The 23,645-nt window shown below is 66.0% G+C and carries 27 protein-coding genes, 1 tRNA gene and 1 pseudogene; 17 read left to right on the forward strand and 12 right to left on the reverse strand.

The window, feature by feature from the left end; genetic code table 11:
* The first annotated feature begins 76 nt into the window (after positions 1–76).
* The gene (locus tag GRI40_RS11155) at positions 77–853 is read left to right on the forward strand and encodes a crotonase/enoyl-CoA hydratase family protein (protein ID WP_160611663.1); all 777 of its coding nucleotides are present in this window, start codon (positions 77–79) and stop codon (positions 851–853) included.
* Positions 853–2,013, forward strand: a complete 1,161-nt coding sequence (locus GRI40_RS11160) for a CaiB/BaiF CoA transferase family protein (RefSeq protein ID WP_160611664.1) — start codon at positions 853–855, stop codon at positions 2,011–2,013. The genes GRI40_RS11155 and GRI40_RS11160 overlap by 1 nt, the downstream gene beginning before the upstream one ends.
* 110 nt (positions 2,014–2,123) lie before the next feature.
* On the opposite strand, the gene GRI40_RS11165 is transcribed toward GRI40_RS11160, so the two are convergent.
* Complete coding sequence (locus tag GRI40_RS11165) at positions 2,124–2,999, reverse strand: alpha/beta fold hydrolase (RefSeq protein ID WP_160611665.1); 876 nt, start codon at positions 2,997–2,999, stop codon at positions 2,124–2,126.
* A 94-nt stretch (positions 3,000–3,093) separates the two neighbouring features.
* Between GRI40_RS11165 and GRI40_RS11170 the strand changes: the two genes are divergently transcribed.
* Entirely contained in the window at positions 3,094–4,257 is a 1,164-nt protein-coding gene (locus tag GRI40_RS11170; RefSeq protein ID WP_160611666.1) for an acyl-CoA dehydrogenase family protein, read from the forward strand.
* An 87-nt stretch (positions 4,258–4,344) separates the two neighbouring features.
* Positions 4,345–5,148 carry an SDR family oxidoreductase gene (locus GRI40_RS11175; RefSeq protein ID WP_160611667.1) on the forward strand — a complete coding sequence of 268 codons (804 nt, stop codon included), beginning with the start codon at positions 4,345–4,347 and terminating at the stop codon, positions 5,146–5,148.
* Positions 5,149–5,196: 48 nt separating this feature from the next.
* Here GRI40_RS11175 and GRI40_RS11180 read toward each other — a convergent pair whose 3' ends face one another.
* Positions 5,197–5,643, reverse strand: coding sequence for a DUF2721 domain-containing protein (locus GRI40_RS11180; protein ID WP_160611668.1), 447 nt, complete (start codon positions 5,641–5,643; stop codon positions 5,197–5,199).
* Between the two features lie 86 nt (positions 5,644–5,729).
* On the opposite strand from GRI40_RS11180, the gene ku reads away from it, so the two are divergent.
* Genes ku through ligD form a run of 3 tightly spaced genes read left to right on the forward strand, consistent with a single transcriptional unit; the run spans position 5,730 to position 9,627 of the window.
* Positions 5,730–6,626 (forward strand): non-homologous end joining protein Ku, encoded by an 897-nt coding sequence (gene ku, locus GRI40_RS11185; protein ID WP_160611669.1) that lies wholly within the window; start codon positions 5,730–5,732, stop codon positions 6,624–6,626.
* The gene (locus tag GRI40_RS11190; protein WP_160611670.1) at positions 6,626–7,093 is read left to right on the forward strand and encodes an MgtC/SapB family protein; all 468 of its coding nucleotides are present in this window, start codon (positions 6,626–6,628) and stop codon (positions 7,091–7,093) included. The genes ku and GRI40_RS11190 overlap by 1 nt, the downstream gene beginning before the upstream one ends.
* Positions 7,090–9,627, forward strand: coding sequence for a DNA ligase D (gene ligD, locus GRI40_RS11195; protein ID WP_160611671.1), 2,538 nt, complete (start codon positions 7,090–7,092; stop codon positions 9,625–9,627). The genes GRI40_RS11190 and ligD overlap by 4 nt, the downstream gene beginning before the upstream one ends.
* A gap of 17 nt (positions 9,628–9,644) precedes the next feature.
* On the opposite strand, the gene GRI40_RS11200 is transcribed toward ligD, so the two are convergent.
* From GRI40_RS11200 to GRI40_RS11225, 6 genes are all read right to left on the reverse strand, one after another.
* Positions 9,645–10,028 (reverse strand): hypothetical protein, encoded by a 384-nt coding sequence (locus GRI40_RS11200; RefSeq protein WP_160611672.1) that lies wholly within the window; start codon positions 10,026–10,028, stop codon positions 9,645–9,647.
* Positions 9,980–10,213: a hypothetical protein gene (locus tag GRI40_RS11205; RefSeq protein WP_160611673.1), complete on the reverse strand. Its 234-nt coding sequence runs from the start codon at positions 10,211–10,213 to the stop codon at positions 9,980–9,982. The genes GRI40_RS11200 and GRI40_RS11205 overlap by 49 nt, the downstream gene beginning before the upstream one ends.
* Before the next feature lie 54 nt (positions 10,214–10,267).
* Positions 10,268–10,561: a polyhydroxyalkanoic acid system family protein gene (locus tag GRI40_RS11210; protein ID WP_160611674.1), complete on the reverse strand. Its 294-nt coding sequence runs from the start codon at positions 10,559–10,561 to the stop codon at positions 10,268–10,270.
* Positions 10,561–11,340 carry an O-antigen ligase family protein gene (locus tag GRI40_RS11215; RefSeq protein WP_160611675.1) on the reverse strand — a complete coding sequence of 260 codons (780 nt, stop codon included), beginning with the start codon at positions 11,338–11,340 and terminating at the stop codon, positions 10,561–10,563. The genes GRI40_RS11210 and GRI40_RS11215 overlap by 1 nt, the downstream gene beginning before the upstream one ends.
* A gap of 3 nt (positions 11,341–11,343) precedes the next feature.
* On the reverse strand, positions 11,344–12,552 hold the full coding sequence (locus tag GRI40_RS11220) for a toxic anion resistance protein (RefSeq protein ID WP_160611676.1): 1,209 nt from the start codon (positions 12,550–12,552) through the stop codon (positions 11,344–11,346).
* A gap of 105 nt (positions 12,553–12,657) precedes the next feature.
* Positions 12,658–14,397, reverse strand: a complete 1,740-nt coding sequence (locus GRI40_RS11225; protein WP_160611677.1) for a fatty acyl-AMP ligase — start codon at positions 14,395–14,397, stop codon at positions 12,658–12,660.
* A gap of 148 nt (positions 14,398–14,545) precedes the next feature.
* Here GRI40_RS11225 and GRI40_RS11230 point away from each other — a divergent pair, with 148 nt between their 5' ends.
* The 4 genes and pseudogenes from GRI40_RS11230 to GRI40_RS13920 all read left to right on the forward strand — a co-directional run.
* A complete protein-coding gene (locus tag GRI40_RS11230) occupies positions 14,546–15,136 on the forward strand; it encodes a regulatory protein RecX (RefSeq protein WP_160611678.1) in 591 nt (196 codons plus the stop codon).
* A complete protein-coding gene (locus GRI40_RS11235; protein ID WP_160611679.1) occupies positions 15,133–15,621 on the forward strand; it encodes a DUF192 domain-containing protein in 489 nt (162 codons plus the stop codon). The genes GRI40_RS11230 and GRI40_RS11235 overlap by 4 nt, the downstream gene beginning before the upstream one ends.
* Positions 15,622–15,660: 39 nt before the next feature.
* Positions 15,661–16,074 carry an NADH:ubiquinone oxidoreductase subunit NDUFA12 gene (locus GRI40_RS11240; RefSeq protein ID WP_160611680.1) on the forward strand — a complete coding sequence of 138 codons (414 nt, stop codon included), beginning with the start codon at positions 15,661–15,663 and terminating at the stop codon, positions 16,072–16,074.
* Between the two features lie 224 nt (positions 16,075–16,298).
* Positions 16,299–16,472: pseudogene (locus GRI40_RS13920) on the forward strand (DUF2155 domain-containing protein); the annotation flags it as partial.
* Between the two features lie 35 nt (positions 16,473–16,507).
* Here GRI40_RS13920 and aat read toward each other — a convergent pair.
* Entirely contained in the window at positions 16,508–17,248 is a 741-nt protein-coding gene (gene aat, locus GRI40_RS11250) for a leucyl/phenylalanyl-tRNA--protein transferase (protein WP_160611681.1), read from the reverse strand.
* Positions 17,249–17,324: 76 nt separating this feature from the next.
* On the opposite strand from aat, the gene GRI40_RS11255 reads away from it, so the two are divergent.
* From GRI40_RS11255 to nusG, 4 genes are all read left to right on the forward strand, one after another.
* Positions 17,325–17,400, forward strand: a tRNA-Trp gene (locus tag GRI40_RS11255).
* A 141-nt stretch (positions 17,401–17,541) separates the two neighbouring features.
* Positions 17,542–17,691, forward strand: coding sequence for a hypothetical protein (locus GRI40_RS13730; protein WP_202390334.1), 150 nt, complete (start codon positions 17,542–17,544; stop codon positions 17,689–17,691).
* Between the two features lie 225 nt (positions 17,692–17,916).
* Complete coding sequence (secE, locus tag GRI40_RS11260) at positions 17,917–18,111, forward strand: preprotein translocase subunit SecE (protein WP_160611682.1); 195 nt, start codon at positions 17,917–17,919, stop codon at positions 18,109–18,111.
* Between the two features lie 27 nt (positions 18,112–18,138).
* Positions 18,139–18,675, forward strand: a complete 537-nt coding sequence (nusG, locus tag GRI40_RS11265; RefSeq protein ID WP_160611683.1) for a transcription termination/antitermination protein NusG — start codon at positions 18,139–18,141, stop codon at positions 18,673–18,675.
* 45 nt (positions 18,676–18,720) lie between these two features.
* On the opposite strand, the gene GRI40_RS11270 is transcribed toward nusG, so the two are convergent.
* Positions 18,721–19,704: an aspartyl protease family protein gene (locus GRI40_RS11270; protein WP_160611684.1), complete on the reverse strand. Its 984-nt coding sequence runs from the start codon at positions 19,702–19,704 to the stop codon at positions 18,721–18,723.
* Between the two features lie 308 nt (positions 19,705–20,012).
* Here GRI40_RS11270 and rplK point away from each other — a divergent pair, with 308 nt between their 5' ends.
* Both rplK and rplA read left to right on the forward strand, forming a co-directional pair.
* Entirely contained in the window at positions 20,013–20,444 is a 432-nt protein-coding gene (rplK, locus tag GRI40_RS11275) for a 50S ribosomal protein L11 (RefSeq protein ID WP_160611685.1), read from the forward strand.
* 4 nt (positions 20,445–20,448) lie between these two features.
* The gene (gene rplA / locus GRI40_RS11280) at positions 20,449–21,144 is read left to right on the forward strand and encodes a 50S ribosomal protein L1 (RefSeq protein ID WP_160611686.1); all 696 of its coding nucleotides are present in this window, start codon (positions 20,449–20,451) and stop codon (positions 21,142–21,144) included.
* A 74-nt stretch (positions 21,145–21,218) separates the two neighbouring features.
* On the opposite strand, the gene GRI40_RS11285 is transcribed toward rplA, so the two are convergent.
* Together GRI40_RS11285 and GRI40_RS11290 are read right to left on the reverse strand one after the other, a co-directional pair.
* The gene (locus tag GRI40_RS11285) at positions 21,219–21,995 is read right to left on the reverse strand and encodes a competence/damage-inducible protein A (protein ID WP_160611687.1); all 777 of its coding nucleotides are present in this window, start codon (positions 21,993–21,995) and stop codon (positions 21,219–21,221) included.
* A gap of 39 nt (positions 21,996–22,034) precedes the next feature.
* Positions 22,035–23,534 (reverse strand): flavin-containing monooxygenase, encoded by a 1,500-nt coding sequence (locus GRI40_RS11290; protein WP_160611688.1) that lies wholly within the window; start codon positions 23,532–23,534, stop codon positions 22,035–22,037.
* Between the last annotated feature and the right edge of the window lie 111 nt (positions 23,535–23,645).

Consider the following 23,645-nt stretch of genomic DNA (forward strand, 5'->3'; position numbering starts at 1 on the left):
GGAATCGGTTGACGCAAGCGTAAGGCTTGGGAAGAACCGGCACAAGCAAGTTGCAAAGCGAAATGGGAGAATGGCCGTGACGGAAGAATCGCGAGACGCCGAAGTGCTGACCGAAGTGCGAGACGGGGTCCTGATCGTCACCATCAACCGGCCCGCGGCGAAGAACGCGATGAACAAGGCTGCGGCCGAAGGGATCGCGGCGGCGATGGACCGGCTCGATGCCGAAGACGACTTGCGCGTCGGCATCCTCACCGGCGCGGGCGGGACGTTCTGTTCGGGCATGGATCTCAAGGGCTTCCTGCGCGGCGAAAGCCCGATGATCGAAGGGCGCGGCTTCGGCGGGATCGTCCAGGCACCGCCGAAGAAGCCGCTGATCGCGGCGGTCGAAGGCTATGCGCTCGCCGGCGGGCTCGAACTGATGATCGCCTGCGACCTGGTGGTGGCAAACGCCGCCGCGAAATTCGGCATTCCCGAAGTGAAGCGCGGCCTCGTCGCTGCCGCCGGAGGCGTGATGATGCTGCCCGACCAGATCCCGGAACGGATCGCGATGGAACTGGCGCTGACGGGTGATTTCATCGACGCGGCGCGCGCCTACGAACTGGGGCTGATAAACCGGGTGACCGATGGTTCTGCGCTCGACGGAGCGCTGGAACTGGCCGCCAGCATCGCCGCGAACGGCCCGCTCGCGGTGCGGGTGTCGAAGGCGATCGTGCGGGAATCGCGCGGCTGGCCCATGGGCGAACGCTATGAACGGCAGGGCGCGCTGATGGGCCCGGTTTTCGTCAGCGAGGACGCGCGCGAGGGCGCCGCCGCCTTCGCCGAAAAGCGCGCGCCCAACTGGAAAGGCCGCTGATGCGCGAAACCGGCAAAGGACCGCTCCAGGGCCTTCGTATCGTCGAATTCGCGGGGATCGGCCCGGGCCCGTTCTGCGGCATGATGCTGGCGGACCACGGCGCCGAGGTGATCCGCATCGACCGCGCCAGCGGCGGGCGCGGCGGTTCGATGCCGGTGACCGCGCTCGACGTGCTCGCCCGCGGCCGCAAGTCGATCGCGATCGACCTCAAGAGTGCGCAAGGCGTCGCGCTCGCCCGGCGGCTCTGCGCCAGCGCCGACGGGATCATCGAAGGCTTCCGCCCTGGCGTGATGGAGCGGCTGGGGCTCGGGCCGGACGAACTGCTCGGCGACAATCCAAAGCTCGTTTACGGCCGCATGACCGGCTGGGGGCAGACCGGACCTTACGCCCCCTACGCCGGGCACGACATCAACTACATCGCGCTCGCCGGCGCGCTGGCGCACTTCGGCCGCGCCGGGGGCAAGCCGACCCCGCCGATCAACATGGTCGGCGATTTCGGCGGCGGGGGGATGATGCTGGCGTTCGGCATGGTCGCCGCGCTGCTCAACGTCGCGCGCGGCGGGGAGGGCCAGGTGATCGACGCCGCGATGACCGACGGCACCGCCGTGCTGATGAGCATGATGCACGGGATGAAGGCGATGGGCGTGTGGTCGGAAGAGCTCGGCGCCAACATGCTCGACACCGGCGCGCACTTCTACGACACTTACGAAACGGCCGACGGCAAGTTCGTCTCCATCGGCAGCATCGAACCGCAGTTCTACGCCGAGCTTCGCGCCCGCGCGGGCCTGGCGCAGGACAAGGACTTCGATGCCCAGCACGACAAGCGCCAATGGGGCGCGCTCAAGGCCAAGCTCGCCGCGCTGTTCAAGACCAGGACCCGCGCCGAGTGGGACGCCCTCATGGAACACACCGACGTCTGCTACGCCCCGGTGCTGACCATGAGCGAGGCCGTGGCGCACCCGCACAACCAGGCGCGCGGCACGTTCGTCGAGGTCGGCGGCGCAATGCAACCCGCCCCCGCGCCGCGCTATTCGGCCACGACGACCGCCACGCCGCAGCCCGCGCCGATGCCGGGGGATCAGACGGAGGAGATTCTCGCGTCGCTGGGGATGGGAGCGGAGGAGATTGCGGGGCTGCGCGTGGCGGGGACGGTGGCGTAGTCGGAACGGTGGGCGAAAAGCCCAGGCCCGTGTCGAGCACGGGCTGACGAGAATTTTGTGGACAATCTAGCCTCATCGTCGCCCCGTGCTTTACGCGGGGCTTGGCTATCTCACGCGATAAACGCCGCCACCTCCGCCACGAAATCCTCGAACCTATCGTGGTGCACCCAGTGCCCCGCGCGTTCGTATTCGCTAACCCGCACGTTGTCGCCGAAGTACTGCAGCCGCCCGTCCTCTTGCGGATTGCTGGCCCAGGAATCCGCGCCGTAGATCATCAGCGTGGGGCAGGTGATCGCGCCCCACAGGGCATGGTGGCCTTCCAAGGGCACTTCGTCAGGCGGCCAGGCGTGGAGGTGGGGATCGAACTTCCACGAGAACGTGCCGTCCTCGTTGCGCATCACGGCGTGGAGGGTGAGGTGGCGGGCTTGCGCTTCTGAGAGGTAGGTGTTGGCCTCCCGCATCCGTTCCAGCGCATCGTCGAACGTCGCGTACTTGCGCACCGATCGTGCGCTCGCCTCGCGCTTCTTGTCGATCCAGCGTGTCCAGGTGTCGCCGTAAGGTTTCGCGCGCCGCTTCTCCGCGGTTGCGGGCTCGTGGCCCACGCCCTCGATCGCCACAAGGCGGCGGACGATATCGGGATAGAGCCCAGCGTAGCGCAGCGCGATGTTGCCGCCGAGCGAGTGCGCCACGATCGTCACCGGCGCGAGGCCGAGCTGGTGGACGAGCTGCGCCAGGTCATAGACGTAACCCATGATCGGGTAGTGGCCGTTGTTGTTCCACGCACTGTCGCCGTGGCCCCGCAGGTCGGGGCAGATGACGTGCCAGTCACCGCGCAGCGCCTCGGCCGTCCAGTCCCAGTTGCGGCAGTGATCGCGCCCGCCGTGCAGCAGGATCAGCGGCGGGGCATCGGGATTGCCCCAGTCGGCATAGTGAAGGCGACTGCGCTGTGAAATGTAGCTCTGCGAAACCGGACCGATCGCTTCCATGCCTTGCCCTTAACGTAAGCGTCAAAATGCGTTGCGGATCGCCACCCGCCTGATACGTGTCAGCCAACCACATTCAACGCGAGAGGACCAGCCCATGCCCGTGATCGACGTTCCAGACCCCGAGTTCATGCAGGACGAGGATATCGCGGTCTATCGGGACGCGGTGGGCAAGTTCTTCGAACAGCACGCGCCGCCCGCGCGGGTCGAGAAATGGCGCGAGGACGGCATGGTCGAGGCCGCCTTCTGGCGCGAGGCGGGCGCGGCCGGCCTGCTCGGCATGACGGTGCCGGTGGAATATGGCGGCCATGGCGGGGATTTCCGGCACGACCTGGTGGTGCTGGACCAGCAATCGGAAAAGGGCGTCGACGGGTTCGCATCCTCGCTGCACAACGGCATCATCCTGCCCTATGTCGTGCGCCACGGCACCGAAGAGCAGAAGCGGAAGTACCTCCCGCGCCTCGTCACCGGCGAACTGATCAGCGCGATCGCCATGACGGAGCCTGGCGTCGGTTCCGACCTTCAGAACATCACCACGACCGCCGTGAAAGACGGAAACGGATACCGCATCAGCGGCGCCAAGACGTTCATCTCCAGCGGGCAGCTGGCAAACTTCGTGCTGGTGGTCGCCAAGACCGATCCCGCGCAGGGCGCCAAGGGCATCAGCCTGATGATCCTGGAAACCGAAGGCGCCGAAGGGTTCCGCCGCGGCAAGAAGCTCGACAAGATCGGCATGGATGCGGCCGACACGTCCGAACTGTTCTTCGATGACGTGTTCGTGCCGGCCGAAAACGTGCTGGGCGGAATCGAAGGGCGCGGATTCTACCAGCTCATGGGCGAATTGCCGCAGGAACGCCTGGTGATCGCGATCGGCGCGATGATGACGATCGAGAAAGCACTGGAAGTCACGGTCGACTACGTCAAGCAGCGCAAGGCGTTCGGCCAGACGATCTGGGATTTCCAGAACACCCAGTTCGTACTTGCCGACCTGAAGGCCCGGGCGACCGCCGCCAAGGTGTTCGTCAACGATTGCATCGCCAGGATCCTCAAGGGCGATCTCGACGTGACCACCGCCTCCATCGCCAAGTACTGGCTGACCGAGCTGCAGGGCGAAGTGGTCGACAAATGCCTGCAATTCTACGGCGGCTGGGGCTACATCAACGAATACCCGATCGCCCGCATGTTCCGCGACAGCCGCGTGACCCGCATCTTCGGCGGATCGAACGAAATCATGAAGATGCTGATCGCCCGGTCCATGTGACCGCGGCGATCCGGTTCTGAGCGACGGGCGGGGCCGCCCTCGCCAGGAAGACCCACTCCGACCGGCGTGCGCAAGGGAGGATGCACAATGACCACATTCCGCGACGGGCTGTTCGAAGGCCAGTCGGCCTTTGTCGCCGGGGGCACGAGCGGCATCAACCTCGGCATAGCGCGGCGCCTTGCCGAACTCGGTGCGAAAGTCGCGGTGTGCGGGCGCGATGCGGACAAGGCGCTGGGCGCGGCGGAATCGATCGGGGCGGGCGCCATGGGCCTTTCCGCCGACGTCCGGGATTACGCCGCCATCCGCGGCGCGCTGGAACACGCGGCGGAGCGACACGGGCCGCTCGGCATCGTCATCGCCGGGGCGGCGGGGAATTTCCTCGCGCCCGCGCTCGGGATGTCGGCCAACGCCTTCAAGACCGTCGTCGATATCGATCTCTTGGGCACCTTCAACACCTTCCGCGCGTGTCACGACCTGCTTGCCCGGAGCCCGCAGGCACCCGCTTCGCTCATCGCGATCACGGCGGGGCAGGCGGACCAGGCGATGGCGCTTCAGGTTCACGCCTGCGCGGCGAAAGCCGGCGTGAACCAGGTCGTCCGCACGCTGGCGATCGAATGGGGGCCCGACGTGCGCGTCAACGGCATCTCACCCGGGCCGATCGCCGGGACCGAGGGAATGGAGCGCCTGTCTCCGCTGCCCGGCATGCGCGAGGCAAGCGAGCGCCGCATCCCGATGAAACGCTGGGGCGAGATCGGTGAAATCGCCGACGCCGCGGTATTCCTCTGCTCGCCGGCGGCCCGGTACATCACCGGGGCGATCCTCGACGTCGACGGAGGCAGCTCGGTCGGCGATGCGGGGCAGGTGGACATGGCGAACGGCCCCGGGCGATAATCGGCTCCACCGCGGCCCGGGGTTGGGGGTGCCCGCGAAGCTGCCAGCTTACCTGTCGCGGTCGCCGCGCCGTTCCAGGAATTCGCCCGGGATGCGCAGCGCGGCTGATGCGGCCTGCGTTTCGTGCAGGAACAGCACCAGCGCCCACATCATCAGCCCCACAGCCAGCATGAATGTGCCCGCGGCGATCCGCTGCATTTCGACATGGGCGATCTCCTGCAGGAACAGAAGCGCCACCGTCACCCCGATGGCGAGGCCGCTGCCCACCAGCAGCCGCAGGGCGCGGCCGATCAGGCGGATGCGGCGGTCAACGATGCGGATTTCGCGCACCACCATGTCGTGCTCGATCCCGCTGGTACTGCCGTGGCGATCCTGCAGGGCGCGGCTGCGATCGACCACCCGGCCGAGGCGCGTGGACAGCAGGTTCATGATATTGCCCAGCGCCACCAGCACGAACACCGGGGCAAGCGCCAGCTGGATGGTCTGCGCGATCATGCGCGCCAGATAAGGACGCCCGCGGCCGATTGGAAACGAATCCGCGCCCCGCGAGTCAAGTCTGAGTTGAACGAGGGGAATGAATCATGGCCGCACGCGCATACTGGCAGGGGCAGATCAGGCTGGCGCTGGTGTCCATCCCGGTCGAGATCTACCCCGCGACGAAATCCGGCGCCTCGATCTCGTTCCGCCAGATCCACCAGCCCACGGGCAAGCCGATCAATTATGAAAAAGTGGTCCAGGGCATCGGCCCGGTGGACCGTGACGAGATCGTCAAGGGGTACGAGATATCCAAGGGCAACTTCGTGCTGCTGGAGGACGACGAGATCGAAGCGGCGAAGATCGAAAGCAAGCGCACGCTGGAGCTGGTCCAGTTCGTCGATGCGGACGAGATCGACGTGTTCTATTTCGAAAAGCCGTATTACGTCGTCCCGCAGGACGACCTCGCCGAAGAAGCATTCATCGTCCTGCGCGAGGCCTTGCGCGCCAAGAAGAAAGTGGCGCTGGGCCAGCTGTCGGTGCGCGGGCGCGAACAGCTCGTCAGCCTGAAGCCCTGCGGCAAGGGCATCGTCATGGAAACGCTGCGCTACGAAGACGAAGTGCGCGGCGCGCAGAGCTATTTCAAGGACATCCCCGCCAGCAAGCCGGCCAAGGAGATGCTGGCGCTGGCCGGATCGCTGATCGACCAGAAAAGCGCGCCGTTCGACGCGGGCGAATTCCGCGACCGGTATGTCGACGCGCTGATGAAGCTGGTGGAAAAGAAGGCGAAGTCCAAGGGCAAAAAAGTGCTGGAGGATGTCGCGGAGCCCGAGACCGGCGGCAAGTCCAACGTCATCGACCTGATGGCGGCGCTGAAGAAATCAGTCGGCGGCTCGCCCGAACCGGCGGAAAAGTCCCCCGCCAGGAAAGGCGCCGCGAAGAAGCCGGCCGCGAAAACCGCTGCGAAGAAAGCGCCCGCCGCCAAGGCCCGGAAACGCGCCTGATGGTGCTGAACGATCCGATCCTGGTCCACTGGATGGATTTCGATCTGCTGGCACGAATGGGGATCGCGGCGATCATCGGTCTCGCTCTCGGCCTCGACCGCGAGCTGCGCGGCCACGCCGCGGGGCTGCGCACCCACGGCCTCGTGTGTTTTTCCGCCGCCGCGCTCACCGCATCGATGATCGCGCTGCATAAACAGATGGGCACCGGCGACACGCTGCGCATGTTCGAGGCGACCGGATCGTTCATCGGCATCATCGGCGCAGGCCTGATCGTGTTCAGCAAGGGCCAGATCCGCAATCTCACCACGGCGGCGAACCTGTGGCTGGTGGCCGTCATCGGCATCGCGTGCGGGGCGGGCCAATGGCCGCTGGTGACGATCGGTGTCGGGGTGTCGCTGCTGATGATGACGGTGCTGTGGTTCGTGGAAAGCCGCTTCTTTCCCGAAACCGAAAGGAATGGCGAATGAGCGCGCGCGATCCCCTGTCCGAATACAATCGCAAGCGCGATTTCAAGAAGACCCGGGAGCCTGCGGGAAAGCGCGCCACAAGCGATACCGGCAACCGCTTCATCGTGCAGAAGCACGACGCGACCCGCCTGCACTGGGATCTCCGCCTCGAAGCGGACGGCGTGCTGAAAAGCTGGGCGGTGACCAAGGGCCCTTCCCCCGACCCCGAAATCAAGCGCCTGGCCGTGCGGACCGAGGATCACCCGCTGTCCTATGCGGAGTTCGAAGGTACCATCCCCAAGGGCGAATACGGCGGCGGCACGGTGATGCTGTGGGACAAGGGCACCTGGGCCCCGGTCGAGGGCAAGAGCTGGAAGGACATCGACAAGGGCCACCTGCACTTCACCGTCCAGGGGGAGCGGATGAACGGCGAATGGATCCTCATCCGCCTGAAGCCGCGCCCGGGCGAGAAGCGCGAGAACTGGCTGCTGCGCAAGATCGACGACGAATACGCGGCCGAAGGCGATCCGCTGGTCGAGCACGCCCTCACCAGCGTCCTCACCGGGCGCACGATGGCCGAGATCGAGGCCGATGCGGACGGCGCGCATTCGCTGAAGGGCAAGAAGGGCAAGGCCTTCGCCGCCGAGATGGCCAAGGCGGCCGAGCACAACGCCGGTGCGGCCAAGGGCGCCAGGGCCCCGGCGAAATCAAGAAGGAAGGCGGCGCAGGGCAAGCCGCCCGCGTTCCGCCCGCTCCAGCTCGCGACGCTGGTCGACAGCGTGCCGGCCGGCAACCGCTGGATGCACGAGATCAAGTTCGACGGATACCGCGCGCTGATCGCGGTCGCGGGTGAACAGGTCCGGGTCTGGACTCGCAACGGCAAGGACTGGACCGAGAAGTTCGCCCCGCTGGTGGAGGCGTTCGCGGCGCTCGACCTGCCGCCGTGCCTGATCGACGGCGAGATCGTGGCGCACGGACCCGACGGGAACCCGAGTTTCTCCGCGCTGCAGGCCGTGCTGAAGCGCGGCCACGGATCGCAAGGGGTGAAGGACAAGCTGAGCTTCCATGCCTTCGACTTGCTGGAGGCCGGCGGCGAGGATCTTGCCAAGCTCGGCAACATAGAGCGCAAGGAACGGCTGGAAGCTCTGCTCAAGGCCGCGCAGCCGCCGATCCATGTGGCCGACCACGTCATCGGCGCGGGCGAGAAGCTCTACGCCGCGATGTGCAATGCGGGCCAGGAAGGGATCATCGCCAAGGCGATCGACGCCCCCTATCGCGGCACCCGGACGAAAAGCTGGGTCAAGGTGAAGTGCACCCGCCGGCAGGAATTCGTCATCATTGGCTGGAAGAAATCGAGCGCCCGGGGCCGGCCGTTCTCCAGCCTCCTGCTGGCGCAGAACGAAGGCGGGACGCTGACCTACAAGGGCAATGTCGGCACCGGCTTCACCCTCGATTCGATGGCCGACCTTGCCGCACGGTTCGCGAAGCTCGAGAGCAAGACCCCGGCCGCAGAGGTGGAGCGGGCCGCGGCCCGCGGGGTCACCTGGCTGAAGCCGAAACTGGTGGCCGAGGTCGCCTTTGCCGAATTCACCGCCGACGGGAACGTGCGCCACGGCAGCTTCCTGGGCTTGCGGGGCGACAAGCCGGCGGCCGCGGTAACGCCCGAAAAGCCGCAGCCGGCCCCGGACGCCGAACCGCCGGCCGAAGTATCCAACCGCGACCGCGTGATCTTCCCCGAAAGCGGGCAGACCAAGGGCGAACTGGCCGATTACTACGCCGCCATCGCGCCGCTGATGCTGCCCTTCGCCGCGCGCCGGCCGATCAGCCTGGTCCGCTGCCCGCAGGGGCGCGCCAAGAAGTGCTTCTTCCAGAAACATGACAGCGGATCGTTCGGCCCGCACGTCCACCATGTCCCAATCACGGAAAAGGACGGCGGCGCGGAAGATTACCTCTACGTGGAGGACGCGCCGGGCCTCGTCGCCTGCGTGCAGATGGGCACGATCGAATTCCACGGCTGGGGCGCGCGGTCGGACGCGGTGGAGCAGCCCGACCGCATGGTCTTCGACCTCGATCCCGACGAAGGACTCGACTTCGATGACGTGAAATCGGCCGCGAAGGACATCCACGATCGCCTGTCCGACATCGGCCTCGCCAGTTATGCCATGCTGTCGGGCGGCAAGGGCGTGCACGTGGTCGTGCCGCTCAGCACCGGCCATTCGTGGGAGGCGCACAAGGACTTCTCCAAGCGCTTCGCCGAGGCGCTGAGCATGGCCGAGCCCGAGCGCTTCGTGGCGACGATGAGCAAGGCCAAACGCAAGGGCAAGATCTTCATCGACTGGCTGCGCAACCAGCGCGGGGCCACCGCCGTCATGCCCTATTCCGCCCGCGCCCGCGAAGGCGCGCCGGTCGCCGTCCCGATCGCCTGGGACGAGCTCAAGGGTTTCGCGCACGCGCATCCCTATTCCATCTCGGACGGCAAGGCATTGCTGAAGCGTGCCGAGGGCAAGGCGCTCGCCGGCTGGGGCTTTGCCGAACAGCCGCTGCCGGCGATCTAGCCTGCTGCCGCTCGTGCTCAGCCGTCCAGCGCGGCGAGCAGCCCCAGCGTCATCACGGTTCCATTGGTCGCCAGCACCACGGCGATCGCCGCCCGCAACCACCGTTGGCCCGCGATCATGGCCAGCAGTCCCAAGACCAGCGCCATGATCGGGAACACGCCGATCCGCGCCGGCTCGGGATCGATCCCGCGCACCCCGACGATCAGCAGCAGCGCGCAGACCGCGAACACGTTGTGCGCGAAGATATAGCGCCGGCTTTCGTCCTGTTCGAACGCGACGAGGTCGATCGATTCCCCCGGTTGCGGGTCAGGCAGGACGAGCGCGCTGAAGGCGTAGAGGCTGATTATCGCCGTCAGCCACAGGACGATCCGCCCGGGCGACCAGTCCGGGTTGTCCTGCACCCGACAAGGCGCGCCCAGTTGCCGATCACCAGCACGAAGGCGAGCCACAGCCAGCACCCGTGGATCAGCGAGATGCGGTTGCGTTCGGCCAGGCGCACCAGCCGGACGACGCCGGCGATCAGGTGCGTGAGCGCCAGCGAGATTACGATCGAAATGAACGCGAAGATGGATTCGAACAGGGTCATCGCATCCCTCCTGTTTGCGAAGGAACGCGGGTCTGGCCGGCAGGCGGGACGCCTTTAGGTCAGCAGCTTTTGCCCCTGCTGGCGGATCGCGCCGGAAATCATCGGTTCGATGAAGGACAGCGCCGGCGGCAGGTCCACCGTCAGCACCACCTGGCCGGGTTCCAGGTCCACGTTGGCGTGAAGGTTCTGGCCCATCGCCGAAATGTCCATCTCCATCCGGTCGTCGCTCGGCCACATCGTGCGCACCGCGCCGCCGCCGGGGATGCTGTCGCCGATCTCGTGGCTCTTGGATTTGAGCCGGTTGCGGACGGTGTCGTTGTCGAGATTGTGCGGGATGGCGACGCGCATCAGGCGGAATCCTTTGTAACGGGGGTAGCGGGCGCGTGGCCCAGCGCGGCGTCGCCGCCGTATTTGTAGTCGAGATAACGGGTCTTGACCGCGAGATCGTCAATCGAGCCCTCGGCAAGCTCGCGCGTCACCCGGCCCAGCTCGTCGCTGATCTTGCCGAGCCCGCCGGCGAGCTGTTCATCCGGCGTGGCGCCCGCGCGCTGTTCGCCGCGCAGGGCCTGCGGTATCTTGCGGTAGCTTTCGACCATTTCGGGCAGGGTATCGCCCACCAGCGTGCGGACTTCGCGCGCCACCGGATGATTGCGGTCGATCCCTTCGAGCTGCAGGCCCAGCGCATCAAGCTGGACGCCGATGCGGCCGACCATGTCGGCGGCCGGCGCGGGCAGGGCGGGGCGCTGCGCTTCCAGCCACAGCTCGGTTCGGCCGACCAGCTGGCGCGGATCGGTTGCGGCGGAAAGATCCGCGCGGCGCGGCACCTTCATCTTCGGATATTGGCTGAACACGGCAACCGCGATCACGCTGGCGACGATCAGCGCCATCACGCCCATGAAGCCGATGCCGCTGACGATCGTGCCCACGACGCCCGCCGCCAGCCAGATCGCCAGCACGGCGATGACGATGTTGCGCAGCTTCTTCGCCCAATGCCGCTGCTTCAGCTTGCGCGAACCCTCGCCGATCGATTTCGCCCGCCGATGGTACCCGCCATGCTGCTGGACCACCAGGCTGCGGCTGGCATCGATCATGATGCGGTCGGATTCGCGGGTGCTGTCGCCGGCCAAGGATCAGCTCTCCACGCTCAGCAGCTTGGATTCGCTGACTTGCGTCGCGGCTCGTGCCTGCCCTTCGGCGCGAGCGATGTAGCCCTTGGATTTCTCCACCTCGCCCGACAGTGCCTCCACCGTCTGCTTCATCGAATCGAGCGCGCGCAGCTTGAACGCATCCACTTCGTCCATCGTGTCGTAGATGTTTTGGAACGCGCGCTGCAATGTTTCCAGCGGGATCGTGCTGGCGGCGGCCTGTTCGTGGATCTTGCCGGTCTGGTCGCGCAGCATCGTGCTGGTGCTGTCGATGATGTTGGCAGTGGTGGTGTTCAATGCCGTGATCTGGTTCAGCACCAGGCGCTGGTTGGTCATCGCCTCGGCCACCGTGACGGCGGTGCGCAGGGCGCCGACGGTCGTCGTGCTGGCGCGGTCCACGCCCTTCACCAGCTCCACGTTGTTCTTCTTGACGAGGTCGAGGGCGAGGTAGCCCTGCACGCTGACCGCCATCTGGGTCAGCAGGTCCTGCGTGCGCTGGCGGACGTAGAACAGCGCGGTCTCGCGGATCGCCTTGGCCTTGGCCGGGTCAGTCGCGTCGAGTTCGGCGGCCTTGTCCTCCAGCTTTTCGTCCAGGGTGCGCGAGATGTGGATCATCTGCTCGAGGTTGCCCATCGCCTCCCACAGCTTCTGGCGCTCCACGTCGATCGCGGCGTTGTCCATCAGCAGCTCGTCCTTGCCGCTGGAAAGATTGCCCAGGATCGACTGGATGTGCGTCTGCGCGCTCTGGTAGCTGCGGAAGTAGTTGGTCAGCTTGTTGCCGAACGGGATGATCCCCAGGATCTTGCGCGGCCCGCTCTTCGCGCCGCGCCTGCCGGGGTCGAGGTCTTCGACAACCCGGCGCAGTTCCGCCAGGTTCGCGCCGACGCCTTCGTCCTTGTCCATCGCGCGGACCGGGCGGTCGAGGAAACGGTTGGACATGCCCGCCGCCGCCATGATCTCCTTGCGGCCCATGTTGGTGATCTGATCCACCTTGCGGCCGAATTCGGGCGAGTTGGCATCCTGCGCCACCAGGTCGGCGACGAAGGCATCGGCCTTTTCTTCCAGCTTCGATTTCTTCTCGTCGCCCACCGGCACCAGGCCCGATGCGCTCGCCGCGCTGACCACCGGGACCGGGTCGGGCGGGGTCAGTTCGAGTCCGTTAACGGTTGCGGTCTTGGTCTGGGTCTCGGCCATCTATACCTCTCGGCGCGCTGTGTTAGAATGATAAGACAGTGTGCACGCGTTTCAAGGCCGTTCTCTAGCGAATGAGAATTCTCTTTGACATGGCGCGTTGCGCCCTCACGCCGCCTCGAGCAGCTTGATCGGCTCGATCTCCCCCGAAAGGTACAGCCGCTTGGCCTTGGCGCGGCTGAGCTTGCCCGAACTGGTCCGCGGCAAAGTCCGCGGCGGAACCAGCTCCACGACGCAGTTCATGCCCGTGATGGAACGGACCTTGTCGCGGATCTGGTCGTGCAGCCGGACCCGTTCTTCGGGGTCCGAAACCCGGCAGTGGACGAGCACCGCGGGCACTTCCTCGCCGTTCTCCGCCTCGATGGAGAACGCCGCGATGTCGCCGTGGTTGAAGCCGGGAAGCTGCTCCACCGCCCACTCGATATCCTGCGGCCAGTGGTTCTTGCCGTTGATGATGATCATGTCCTTCGCGCGGCCGACGATGAACAGATATCCTTCGGCCATGTAACCCATGTCGCCGGTGTCGAGCCAGCCGTCGACCAGGCAGTCGTCGGTCGCTTCCTGATTGCGGAAATAGGAATGCATGACGCTTTCACCCCGGCACCATACTTTGCCGATCTGGTGATCCGACTTGATCTGTCCCTGCTCGCCGCGGATTTCGACTTCCATGCCGGGCAAGGGTTTGCCGCAATTCACGATCGCGCGGTACCGGGCCGGGCGGCTGAGATCGCGGGGCGATCCGGACAATGCCTCCTCCGGCACAAGCTCCACCCGAATGCCCTCGCCCGGCGGCATCACCGTCACCGCCAGCGTCGCTTCGGCCAGGCCATAGCTGGGCGTGAACGCACTCGCCCGGAAGCCCGCGTCGGCGAATGCATTGACGAAGTTCTGCATGACGTCGGGCCGGATCATGTCCGCCCCATTGCCCGCCGTGCGCCAGCGCGACAGGTCGAACCGGTCCGCCACGTGGCTCTGGCTCGAAATGCGCCGCGCACAGATATCGTAGCCGAACGTGGGGGAATAGCTCAGCGTCTGTCCGCTGTTCCGGCTGATCAGGTCGAGCCAGGCGAGCGGACGGCGCGCGAAATGCTCGGTCTTGAGATAGTCGCAGCTGACCTGGTTGGCGATGGGCGACAGGAAACAGCCGACGAGGCCCATGTCGTGATACCACGGCAGCCAGCTCACCACGCGATCGTTGGTGCCGAGGTCCACCCCCGTGGCGTGGCCGTAGAGATTGTGGAGCAAGGCCCTGTGCGTGACCGCCACCCCGGTAGGGAAGCGGGTCGAGCCGCTGGAGTACTGGAGGTAGCAGATGTCGTCCGGCTGCGCTTCCGGCAGGGTCACCTCGGGCGCATCGGTGGCTGCGAAATCTTCCCAACTCATCCCCCGGCAGCCCTGCCGGTCGGCCCCTGCCTGCGCCATGTCGGCGATCTCAGCGGGGTAGAACAGGATCTTCGGGTCGCTGCTGGCGAGTTGCACGGCGAGCTGCTCAATGTAGCCGTCCTTGCCGCCGAAGGTCGTCGGCAAAGGCAGCGGCACCGGCCACGCGCCCGCATAAATGCACCCGCAGAACAGGGCCGCGAACTCTGCACTCGTCTCCGCGATGATCGCGATCCGGTCGCCGGGCACGACACCTGACGCTGCGAGCCGGCGGGCCATTGCCAGGGCGTCGTCGCGCATCTCGCGAAACGGATATGCACGCACGAGATCGCCGCGCATGTCGTGGAAATTGAGCCCCTTGTCGCTCCGCGCGGCGTAATCGATCGCTTCCGCGAATGTCGCAAAGTCAGCCCGGCGCCGGGGCAGCGGACAGTCGTTCGGGGTGGGGGAGAGATGCAGATCGGTCATACGTGGAGCGAAACCCGTTGTCTGTGCGCGGTTGCCTTGCGCTCTAGCCATGCAGTTCGTTCGTGCGCGTGCCAATGCGTCGAAAATGAAGCGTCGATGGTGAAAGGTTTCCCAATCGTTTCACAGTGTGGCACGAATATGGCGGAGCATGGCACACAAATCGCCCAACCGCCAGACCGAGCGACGCGCGCGACCGGATCGCGCGCCGCGCCCGCTGGATCAGCGGAAGCTCGAGGAATTGGGGCTTTCCTATGTTGCGCGCTTCGCGACCAGCGTTGCGAAAGTGGAGGCCTACCTGCTGCGCAAGGTGCGCGAACGCGGGTGGGAAGGCGATGCTCCGCCCGATGCGGCGGGAATCGCGGCGCGCTACGCCGAACTCGGCTATATCGACGACGAGGCTTTCGCCCGCGCCCGCTCCGGCGGATTGCTGCGGAGGGGATATGGCGCGCGGCGAGTGGACCAGGCCCTGGGCGCCGCGGGCATCTCCGAAGCGCTGCGCCAGGACGTCCGGCCGGAAGAAGGGCAGCAGCGCCGCGCAGCGGTAACGCTCGCCGCCCGGCGCAGGTTGGGCCCATGGAGCCGTGCGACGGACGGCACGGCCCAACGCGAAACCCGCGAGAAGCAGATTGCGGCGATGCTGCGCGCGGGCCATGGCTTCGAGATCGCCCGAACGGTGATTGGCGCCCCGACGACCGCGTGGGCGGAGCAGTGGGCCGCGGAAGCAGAGGAACCGGAATGACCAAAACCCTGGCCGCTGCGTGCTTCGCCGCCGTGCTGGCGTCCGCCTGTTCGCCGCAGCCGACCGCCGCAGATGCCGGCCCGGCCCAGGCAGTGCGCGCAGTTCACCCGGAATCGGGCCTGCCCATCGTTCCGCTGGCCGTCACCACCAGTCGCGGACGGCACGAATTTCGCGTGGAGGTGGCCGCAACAGCGCAGGAACAGGCGCGCGGGCTGATGTTCCGCACCGCTCTCGGCCCGGACGAAGGCATGCTCTTCCCGCGCAATCCGCCGGACATCGCCAGCTTCTGGATGAAGAACACGCCGTTGCCGCTCGACATCATTTTCATCGGTACCGACGGGCGCGTGCTCAATGTGGCGGCCAACACCGTTCCCTATTCGCTGGAGTCGGTATCCGCAGACGGGATGACCGCCGCCGTGCTCGAACTGAACGCCGGGCGCGCGGCGGCGCTCGGCATTGGCCCGGGCGCGAAAGTGACGTGGTAGCGCTTGGCGCTCCGGCGCGAATCGGCTAACCGCGCGCCCATGGGTTTCTTCTCGAAAATCTTCACCTGGTGGGACGGCGCGACCATCGGCACCACGCTGTGGAGTGCGCGTAACGGCGAACACGTCGGCACCGATCACGCCGGCAACAAGTATTACCGCGCGAAAACGCGCGTACCCGCGGGGCAGCCCTTCGCCGGGAGCGAGCGGCGCTGGGTGATCTATTCCGGCGCCAATGATGCGAGCAACGTGCCTGCCGAATGGCACGGGTGGCTGCACGGGTCGCTCGACGGCGTGCCGGAAAGCCACCTGCCCCCGGCGCGCATCTGGGAGGCCGAACATTCCCCCAATGCGACTGGCACCGTGTCTGCCTATCGCCCGCAAGGCGCGCTTGAACGTGGGGGCAAGCGTGCCGCGGCGACCGGCGATTACGAGGCGTGGAGCCCGGACGCCTGACAATGCGTGGGTTCGCCAACGCATTGCTGGCAGCCGCCGCGCTGGCGTCCTGCACGCAGGAACCGCCCGCCCCGCGTCCGCTGGAAACCGAAGTGCCCGAAGACATGCGCGCGCCGACGACGGTCAGGCCGGTAGACGATACCGCCGAAGGCACGCCGATGAAGGACCGCGTGGCGGTGATCGGCGTCCTCAACAAGCGCAACAACCTGTCGCAGGACTTCGAAATGGAGCCGGGCGAGGCGCGGCGTTGGGGCGATCTGATCGTGCGCGTTTCGGCCTGCGAACGCACGGCGCCGTGGGAATTTCCGCGTCAGACCGGTGCATTCGCCCAGGTGTTCGTCCGCGGGGCGCAGGACGACGGCGCCTGGCCGAAGATCTTTTCCGGCTGGATGTTTCGCGAATCGCCCAGCCTGAATGTCCTTGAACACCCGATCTACGACGTGTGGGTCAAGGATTGCAGGATGAGCTTTTCGGGCGCCACGCCCGCGCCGTCCGCTTCGCCGAGCAACGCCTCGAACGAAGCCGGCAACAACGCCCCTGCGGCTGCCGCGCCGTCGGAAGCGCCCGCCGACGATGCCGAGCCGGCGCCCGCGGCTTCCGCCACCAACGCCACGTAACGGGCCTGGTTGATCTCGATCGCGCCCAACGATGCAAGGTGGCCGGTCATGAACTGGCAATCGAGCACCCGGCCGCCGCCACGCCGCAGAAGGCTCACCAGCCAGGCGATCGCCACCTTGCTCGCATCGTCCATCCGACTGAACATCGATTCGCCGCAGAAGACCCGGCCGAAGCCGACACCGTAAAGGCCGCCGACCAGTTCGCGGCCGTGCCAGCATTCCAGCGAATGGGCAGCGCCTGCCCGGTGAAGCGCGCGGTAACTGTCCATGATGCGCCCGCTGATCCAACTTTCGGGATGGTCCGGACGGGGCGCCGCGCACGCCGCGATCACGGCGTCGAACACGGTGTTGCAGGTGACCGCGAACCTGCCCCTGCGTATCGTTTTCGCGAGCGACCTGGAGAGGTGGAATCCGTCAAGGGGCAGGATTGCGCGACGCTTGGGTTCCACCCAGAACACGTCCGGATCGTCCCGTCCGTCGCTCATGGGAAAGATGCCGTTGCGATATGCCAGCAACAGCAGATCGACCGGAATGGGCGGAGGAGGCGAGCCGTGCATGACCCTGCCGCAATAGCAGGGTTTTGTCGGCTTGCGATGCAAGGCGTTTGCACCTAAAGCGCCCGCTCCCAAGCGCAGGGGTGTAGCTCAGCTGGTAGAGCATCGGTCTCCAAAACCGAGGGCCACGGGTTCGAATCCTGTCACCCCTGCCAATTTTTCGTCAAAACAAGGAACGCCGTGAACGCGCTAGCCGCGTCGCGCAGGATTCGTGGTTAACAACCGTTAGGGCGGGAACCGAGCCTGATGCGCGCCCGTTCCCATCGCGCTGCCCAGGTTCTGCCACGGAGATTGCGATGTCTGGATTGTCCTTCCGATCGAGCCGGCCCGATGCCTGGGTCATGCCGCGTCCGCATCACGATCCGTCCATGCGCCACCGCATTCACGGACCTATCCGCCCGATGGAGGAACCCGGCCTGATCGCACGCCTGTTCGGCTTTCGCTGAGACCTGGCGCCTTCGCGGGCTCAACCATGCGCCTCGCCGGGTGCGGTCAGCGCCCGCTTGCTTTTGCAAAACCTGCGGCTTATTGGCGGGCGCGCTTTTTTCCGACAGATGAAGCATTCGATCGCCCTCCCGGACCTTGCGCCGGGGCGGCGCGAACCCTTATCTGAAGGGCGACGTCACCGGAAACGAGCGCATTCGTTTCGCAAGCGAGAGTTGTTAGCGATCATGGCCAAGACCAGCCCGGCGGAATTCTTCAACCAGGTGCGCGCCGAAGGGCGCAAGGTCGTCTGGCCGAGCCGCGACGAAACGGTGCGGACCAGCATCTTCGTCGGGATCCTCGTGCTCGTCCTTTCGCTCTTTTTCCTCGGCATCGACACGGTGTTCGGCGCGGTCATGCGCTTCCTGCTGTCGCTCGCCTGACGCAATTGACGGGATTGAACTGAACCCATGGCCCGCTGGTACATCATCCACGCCTATTCCGGATTCGAGAACAAGGTCCGCGATTCGATCCTTTCGGAGGCGGAGCGTCTCGGACTGTCCGAAGGCGTCGAGGCCGTCGAAGTTCCCACCGAGACGGTCACCGAGGTCAAGCGCGGCAAGAAGGTCCAGGTCGAACGCAAGTTCATGCCCGGCTACGTGCTGGCCAAGCTCAACATGACCGACGACGTGTATCACCTCGTCAAGAACACGCCCAAGGTCACCGGCTTCCTGGGTTCGGGCAACAAACCCCAGGCCATTTCGGAGCGGGAGGCCGCACGGTACTTCGGCGGAATGGAAGAGGCGAAGGCCGCTCCCAAGCGCCAGGTCAGCGTCGATTACGAGATCGGCGACCAGGTCAAGGTCAACGCGGGCCCCTTCGCCAGCTTCAACGGCGTGGTGGAGGAACTCGACTTCGACAAGCAGCGGGTCAAGGTCAGCGTGTCGATCTTCGGCCGCGCGACCCCGGTCGAACTGGGCTTCGAAGAAGTCGAACTGGTCAAGTAATCGGGCGGGGCGGCGCGGCGCAGCGGCGCGGCTATCGCCTTTGCCTCAGCGGGCGCATGCGTCCTGGACGAACCGGGTCGGCAACCGCGACGCCGCGCCGGTTCGGGTGACGAGGCTGTAGCCGACGCCCGCGCATCGGCGCAGCTGGAAGCGAATCTTGCGCGATTTGAAATCGAGCGAAATCGTCCGGAAATTGGCCATAAGGTCGGTACCGAGAAGAAGCGCCGGTTCCTTGTCCATGCCGAAGGCAGCGAACGGCGGTATGTCGGCGAAAGCGACGGGAACGTCGCGCATGGTAATCGATCCGATCCGCAGTTCGGGCACCCGCATCACCGGCAAGTCCATCGTTGTGCCTGTCACGCCCGTGACCCTGACTGATTCCAGCTCCTTGCGGTACCGCCGGAACAGCCGTTCGCGCAGGGCGGTATTGCCGATCGTGATTTCCGAACCGGTGTCGATGATCGCTTCCAGGTTTGTTCCGCTGGCACGAACGCTGGTGAGGATGAGCTGGCCTCGACGACGGCGGGCGGTGACCACGATTTCGCCCTCAACCCGCCGGGTCGGCCGACGCGTGTCCTCGACAGTGATGGTCCGCCCGGCGAAATCCACCACGAGCCGCTGTTCGGCGAGAGCGTCGAGGCCGATCACGCCATCCGCACCAAGGTCCTGTTCCTGGAGCACCGGCACGGCCAGGTCGCTGGTTACGACCTGTCCCATCTGCAACGATCCGACCCGCACTGTCTCGACCACGCGCCGTTCGGTCACGCCGTTGATCGTCACGTGCCCAGCAGGCGCGAGCGCGAGCCGGCCTGCGATCCGACCGCCAAGGACGGAACTGTCGGCGCCGCTGTCGACGACGAAGCGGTAAGGTCCGGTGCCGTCGACCAGCACTGCCACCGTCATGCGGGTTTCGAGGCGCCTGGCCGCGATCTCTTCGCCGTCGATAGCCAGGGTATCGTCGATCTGGGCGGCGGGCGGGCGTTCGATCCGCACGGCAGGCAAGCCGCCCTCCGCGGATTGTTGCGCCACCGCCGACGCGCAAAGCAAGCCTTGCCCGCAGGCGATCGCAGCACAGGCCTTCCACCACGGGCGCATTGTTACCTCTCCGGTACGACAATTGCGCGCGGCGCCCTGCATGCCAAGCGCCGTTCGACCAACGACTGGCCGGCGGAGCACCGACGTTTCGACTTGCCCTTTGCGCCCCATTCGCCTACGCGCGCGCCTCCCCACGCATCAGCACAGGGAACCACGCGGGAGAGTCGCCGAACGGTGCCTCGTTCCACCGCTTACCATGACTCCGGACCCAATCCGGGGAACAGTGAGAAAGGAGGCCAGTCATGGCCAAGAAGATCGACGGCTATATCAAGCTGCAGGTGCCGGCAGGCGCCGCCAACCCGTCGCCCCCGATCGGCCCCGCGCTTGGTCAGCGCGGCGTCAACATCATGGAATTCTGCAAGGCGTTCAACGCGGCGACCGGCGACATGGAAAAGGGCATGCCCATTCCTACCGTCATCACTGTGTTCGCGGACCGCAGCTTCACCTTCGTGACGAAGACGCCGCCGGCGACCTTCCTCATCAAGAAGGCTGCCAACCTCAAGTCGGGCTCCAAGGAACCGGGCAAGGCGAGCGCCGGCAAGATCGCGCGCAGCGAACTGACCAAGATCGCCGAGATGAAGATGGCCGACCTTAACGCCAACGACCTCGAGCAGGCGACCAAGATCATCGAGGGCTCCGCGCGCTCGATGGGCCTCGAAGTGACGGAGGGCTGAGACGATGGCCAAGCAGACCAAGAAGGCGAAGGTTCTCGCCCAGATCGACCGCGACACGCTCTACAGCTTCGATGACGCGCTCAAGCTGCTGCGCGACCATGCCAGCAAGAAGTTCGACGAGACGCTCGAAGTCGCGATGAACCTCGGCGTCGATCCGCGCCATGCGGACCAGATGGTGCGCGGCATGGTGTCGCTGCCGGCTGGCACGGGCAAGGACGTGAAGGTCGCCGTGTTCGCCCGCGGGGACAACGCCGACAAGGCGCTGGCAGCGGGTGCGGACAAGGTTGGTGCCGAAGACCTGATGGAAGACATGCAGGCCGGCAACCTCGATTACGACCGCGTGATCGCCACCCCTGACATGATGGGTGTCGTCGGTCGCCTCGGCAAAGTGCTCGGACCCAAGGGCCTGATGCCGAACCCGAAGCTGGGCACCGTGACCCCGAACGTGGAACAGGCCGTAAAGGACGCCAAGGGCGGCCAGGTCGAATTCCGCGTCGAGAAGCAGGGCATCATCCACTCCGGCCTCGGCAAGCTCTCGTTCTCGGACGACGACCTGAAGCGGAACTTCGCCGCGTTCACCTCGGCCGTGGTGAAGGCCAAGCCGTCGGGATCGAAGGGCAAGTATGTCCGCAAGGTTTCGCTGACGAGCTCGATGGGCCCCGGCCTCAAGATCGACGCTGCCGAGGTCGAAGGCGCCTGAGCCCTTCTTCTCGAGCGTAATTATTGAAGGGGCCGGTGGAGCGATCCGCCGGCCCCTTTCGTATCTCCGACGGGTCAGATTTCGCCGCGCGTGACCCTGTGGCCGGCAGCGGTGAGCGCCTCGGCGAGGTGCTCGGCCGCGCGCGCGAGGGTCGCGGCGCTGGTAGATCGGACCACGAAGTTCGCACCGACGCGCCCTTCCCGAAAGAATGGGTAGCTGCCGATCTGGATGCCGCCGGGTTCGCCGGCGTGCGCTTCTTCGGCGTTGCGCAACAGGTCCGCCACTTCGCTTTCGGCCACCCAGCAACCGATCGTCTCGCTTTGCAGCGGCGCGCCGCCTTCCAGCGTGCCGGTCAGGGCTTCGAGCATTCCGGCGGTGATGTGCGGCACGCCTGCCATCAGGAACAGGTTTTCGATGCGAATGCCCGGTGCGCCCGACATGCGGTTGGGTATTAACGCCGCACCGTCCGGCACCCTGGCCATCCGCACGCGTGCTTCGCTGAGGGCCTGGCCGCGGCCGTTGTAATATCGCTCCAGCATGGCCCTGGCTTCGGGGTGGATCACAACCGGCACGCCGAGCGCGGCGGCGACCGCATCCACGGTGATGTCGTCGTGCGTCGGGCCGATGCCACCGGTGGTGAAGAGGTAGTCCACCCTTACGCGAAGCGCCTGCACCGCTTCCACGATATGCGCTTCAACGTCGGCGACCACCCGCACTTCGACGAGGCGGATGCCCTGGACCTGCAGCCAGCTGGCAACCTGCGCGATGTTGCGATCGTGCGTACGGCCAGACAGGATCTCGTCGCCGATGACGACGAGGGCGGCCGTCCAGATACGCTCCGATGATGTCATGCCTGCGTGGCTATGCGATAAGCCGCCGCAGCGCCAGCGCTACTCGGCTGCCTCCAGCTGCTGCTCGGCCGCGGCCCGCCTGGCGTCGACCCGATCGAACCGCAGGACACCGTCCTCGATGGGCGCTGTTGCGAGCGCCTTGCGATCGAACCGGTAATCCTGATTGAGACGCCAGGGCAGGTCGACGGCGTTCTTTGGCATAATGTGCTTCGAACGCTGGATATATCCGCTGGAGAAGTCGAACACGTCATCCTCCACCAGGCCATGGTCTGCCGGCAGGACGGGCACGGCCACGTTGGCACCGGTCGCCTGCATATGGTTCAGCACCTTGCAGACATATTCGGAGTTGATGTCTGCGCGCAGGGTCCAGCTCGCATTGAGGTAGCCGAACACGACCGAGAAATTCGGCAGGTTCGAAAACATGCAGCCCTTGTAATAGAACCGCTCCGCGAAGTTGACCGGGGCGCCGTCCTGGCTCACCGCGATCTTCCCGGCGATGGCGAGCGACAGGCCAGTCGCCGTGACGATGATGTCGGCGGGGATATGGCGGCCGTCGGTCAGGCGCACGCCGTCCTTCTCGAACGCCTGGATGTGGCCCGTCACCACCGATGCCTTGTCAGCCTTGATCGCTTCGAACAGATCATCGTCCGGCACCAGGCACAGGCGCTGGTCCCACGGGTCATAGGGCGGGGTCCAGGTGGCCTTGTCGTAACGATCGCCCAGCTTGCCCTCGATGCGCTTCGACAGCGCCTCCTTCACCTTTTCAGGATGGGTGCGCGACCGCTTGAATGCGAAATCCTGCAGCAGGATGTTCTTCCAGCGTGTGATCGCGTAGGCCGCCTTTTCGGGCAGGATCTTGCGCAGCGTGTTGGCGATCCGGTCCTTGGCAGGGCGCGCGAACATCCAGGTCGGCGTCCGCTGCAGCATGGTGACATGCGCGGCGCGATCGGCCATCGAAGGTACGATGGTGACCGCAGTGGCGCCGGAGCCTACCACGACCACGCGCTTGCCCGCATAATCCAGGTCGCTCGGCCAGAACTGCGGATGGACGACCCGGCCTTCGAAAGCGGACAGGTCGAACCCCGCATCATACGGATCGTCGTAATCGTAGTAGCCCGTGCCGAGGTACAGCCAGTTTGCGGTAACCAGTTCGCTACGCCCGCCGCGGTCCACGGTCACGTTCCAGCAAGCGGCGGTCGAGTCCCAATCCGCCGAGGCCACCTTTGCGTCGAACGTGATCTTGTCGCGAATGCCCCGCTCGTCGACGATGCGGTTGAGGTAATCGAGGATCGAGGGACCATCCGCGATGGACTTCTCGTGCCGCCAGGGCTCGAACACGAAGCCCAATGTGTGCATGTCGCTGTCCGAACGGATGCCGGGATAGCGGAACAGGTCCCACGTCCCGCCCAGGTCGGATCGCCGTTCCAGCAGGGCGTAGCTGCGCCCAGGGCACATCATTTCCAGGTGGGCGGCCATGCCGATGCCTGAAATTCCCGCCCCGACGATCAGCACATCGTGATCGCAGGTGTTCTGGGCCATCGCTGTCTCTCCTCAGTTGACGCGAGCGTAAGCCTTTCCGTTTCATTCGACAACTAGCTCGCGCTCTTCGGCCGACCGCTCCTGCGCCTGGCGAGGCGCGAAGGTCGTTCG

The organism is Tsuneonella aeria, assembly GCF_009827495.1.
Classification (GTDB): domain Bacteria; phylum Pseudomonadota; class Alphaproteobacteria; order Sphingomonadales; family Sphingomonadaceae; genus Tsuneonella; species Tsuneonella aeria.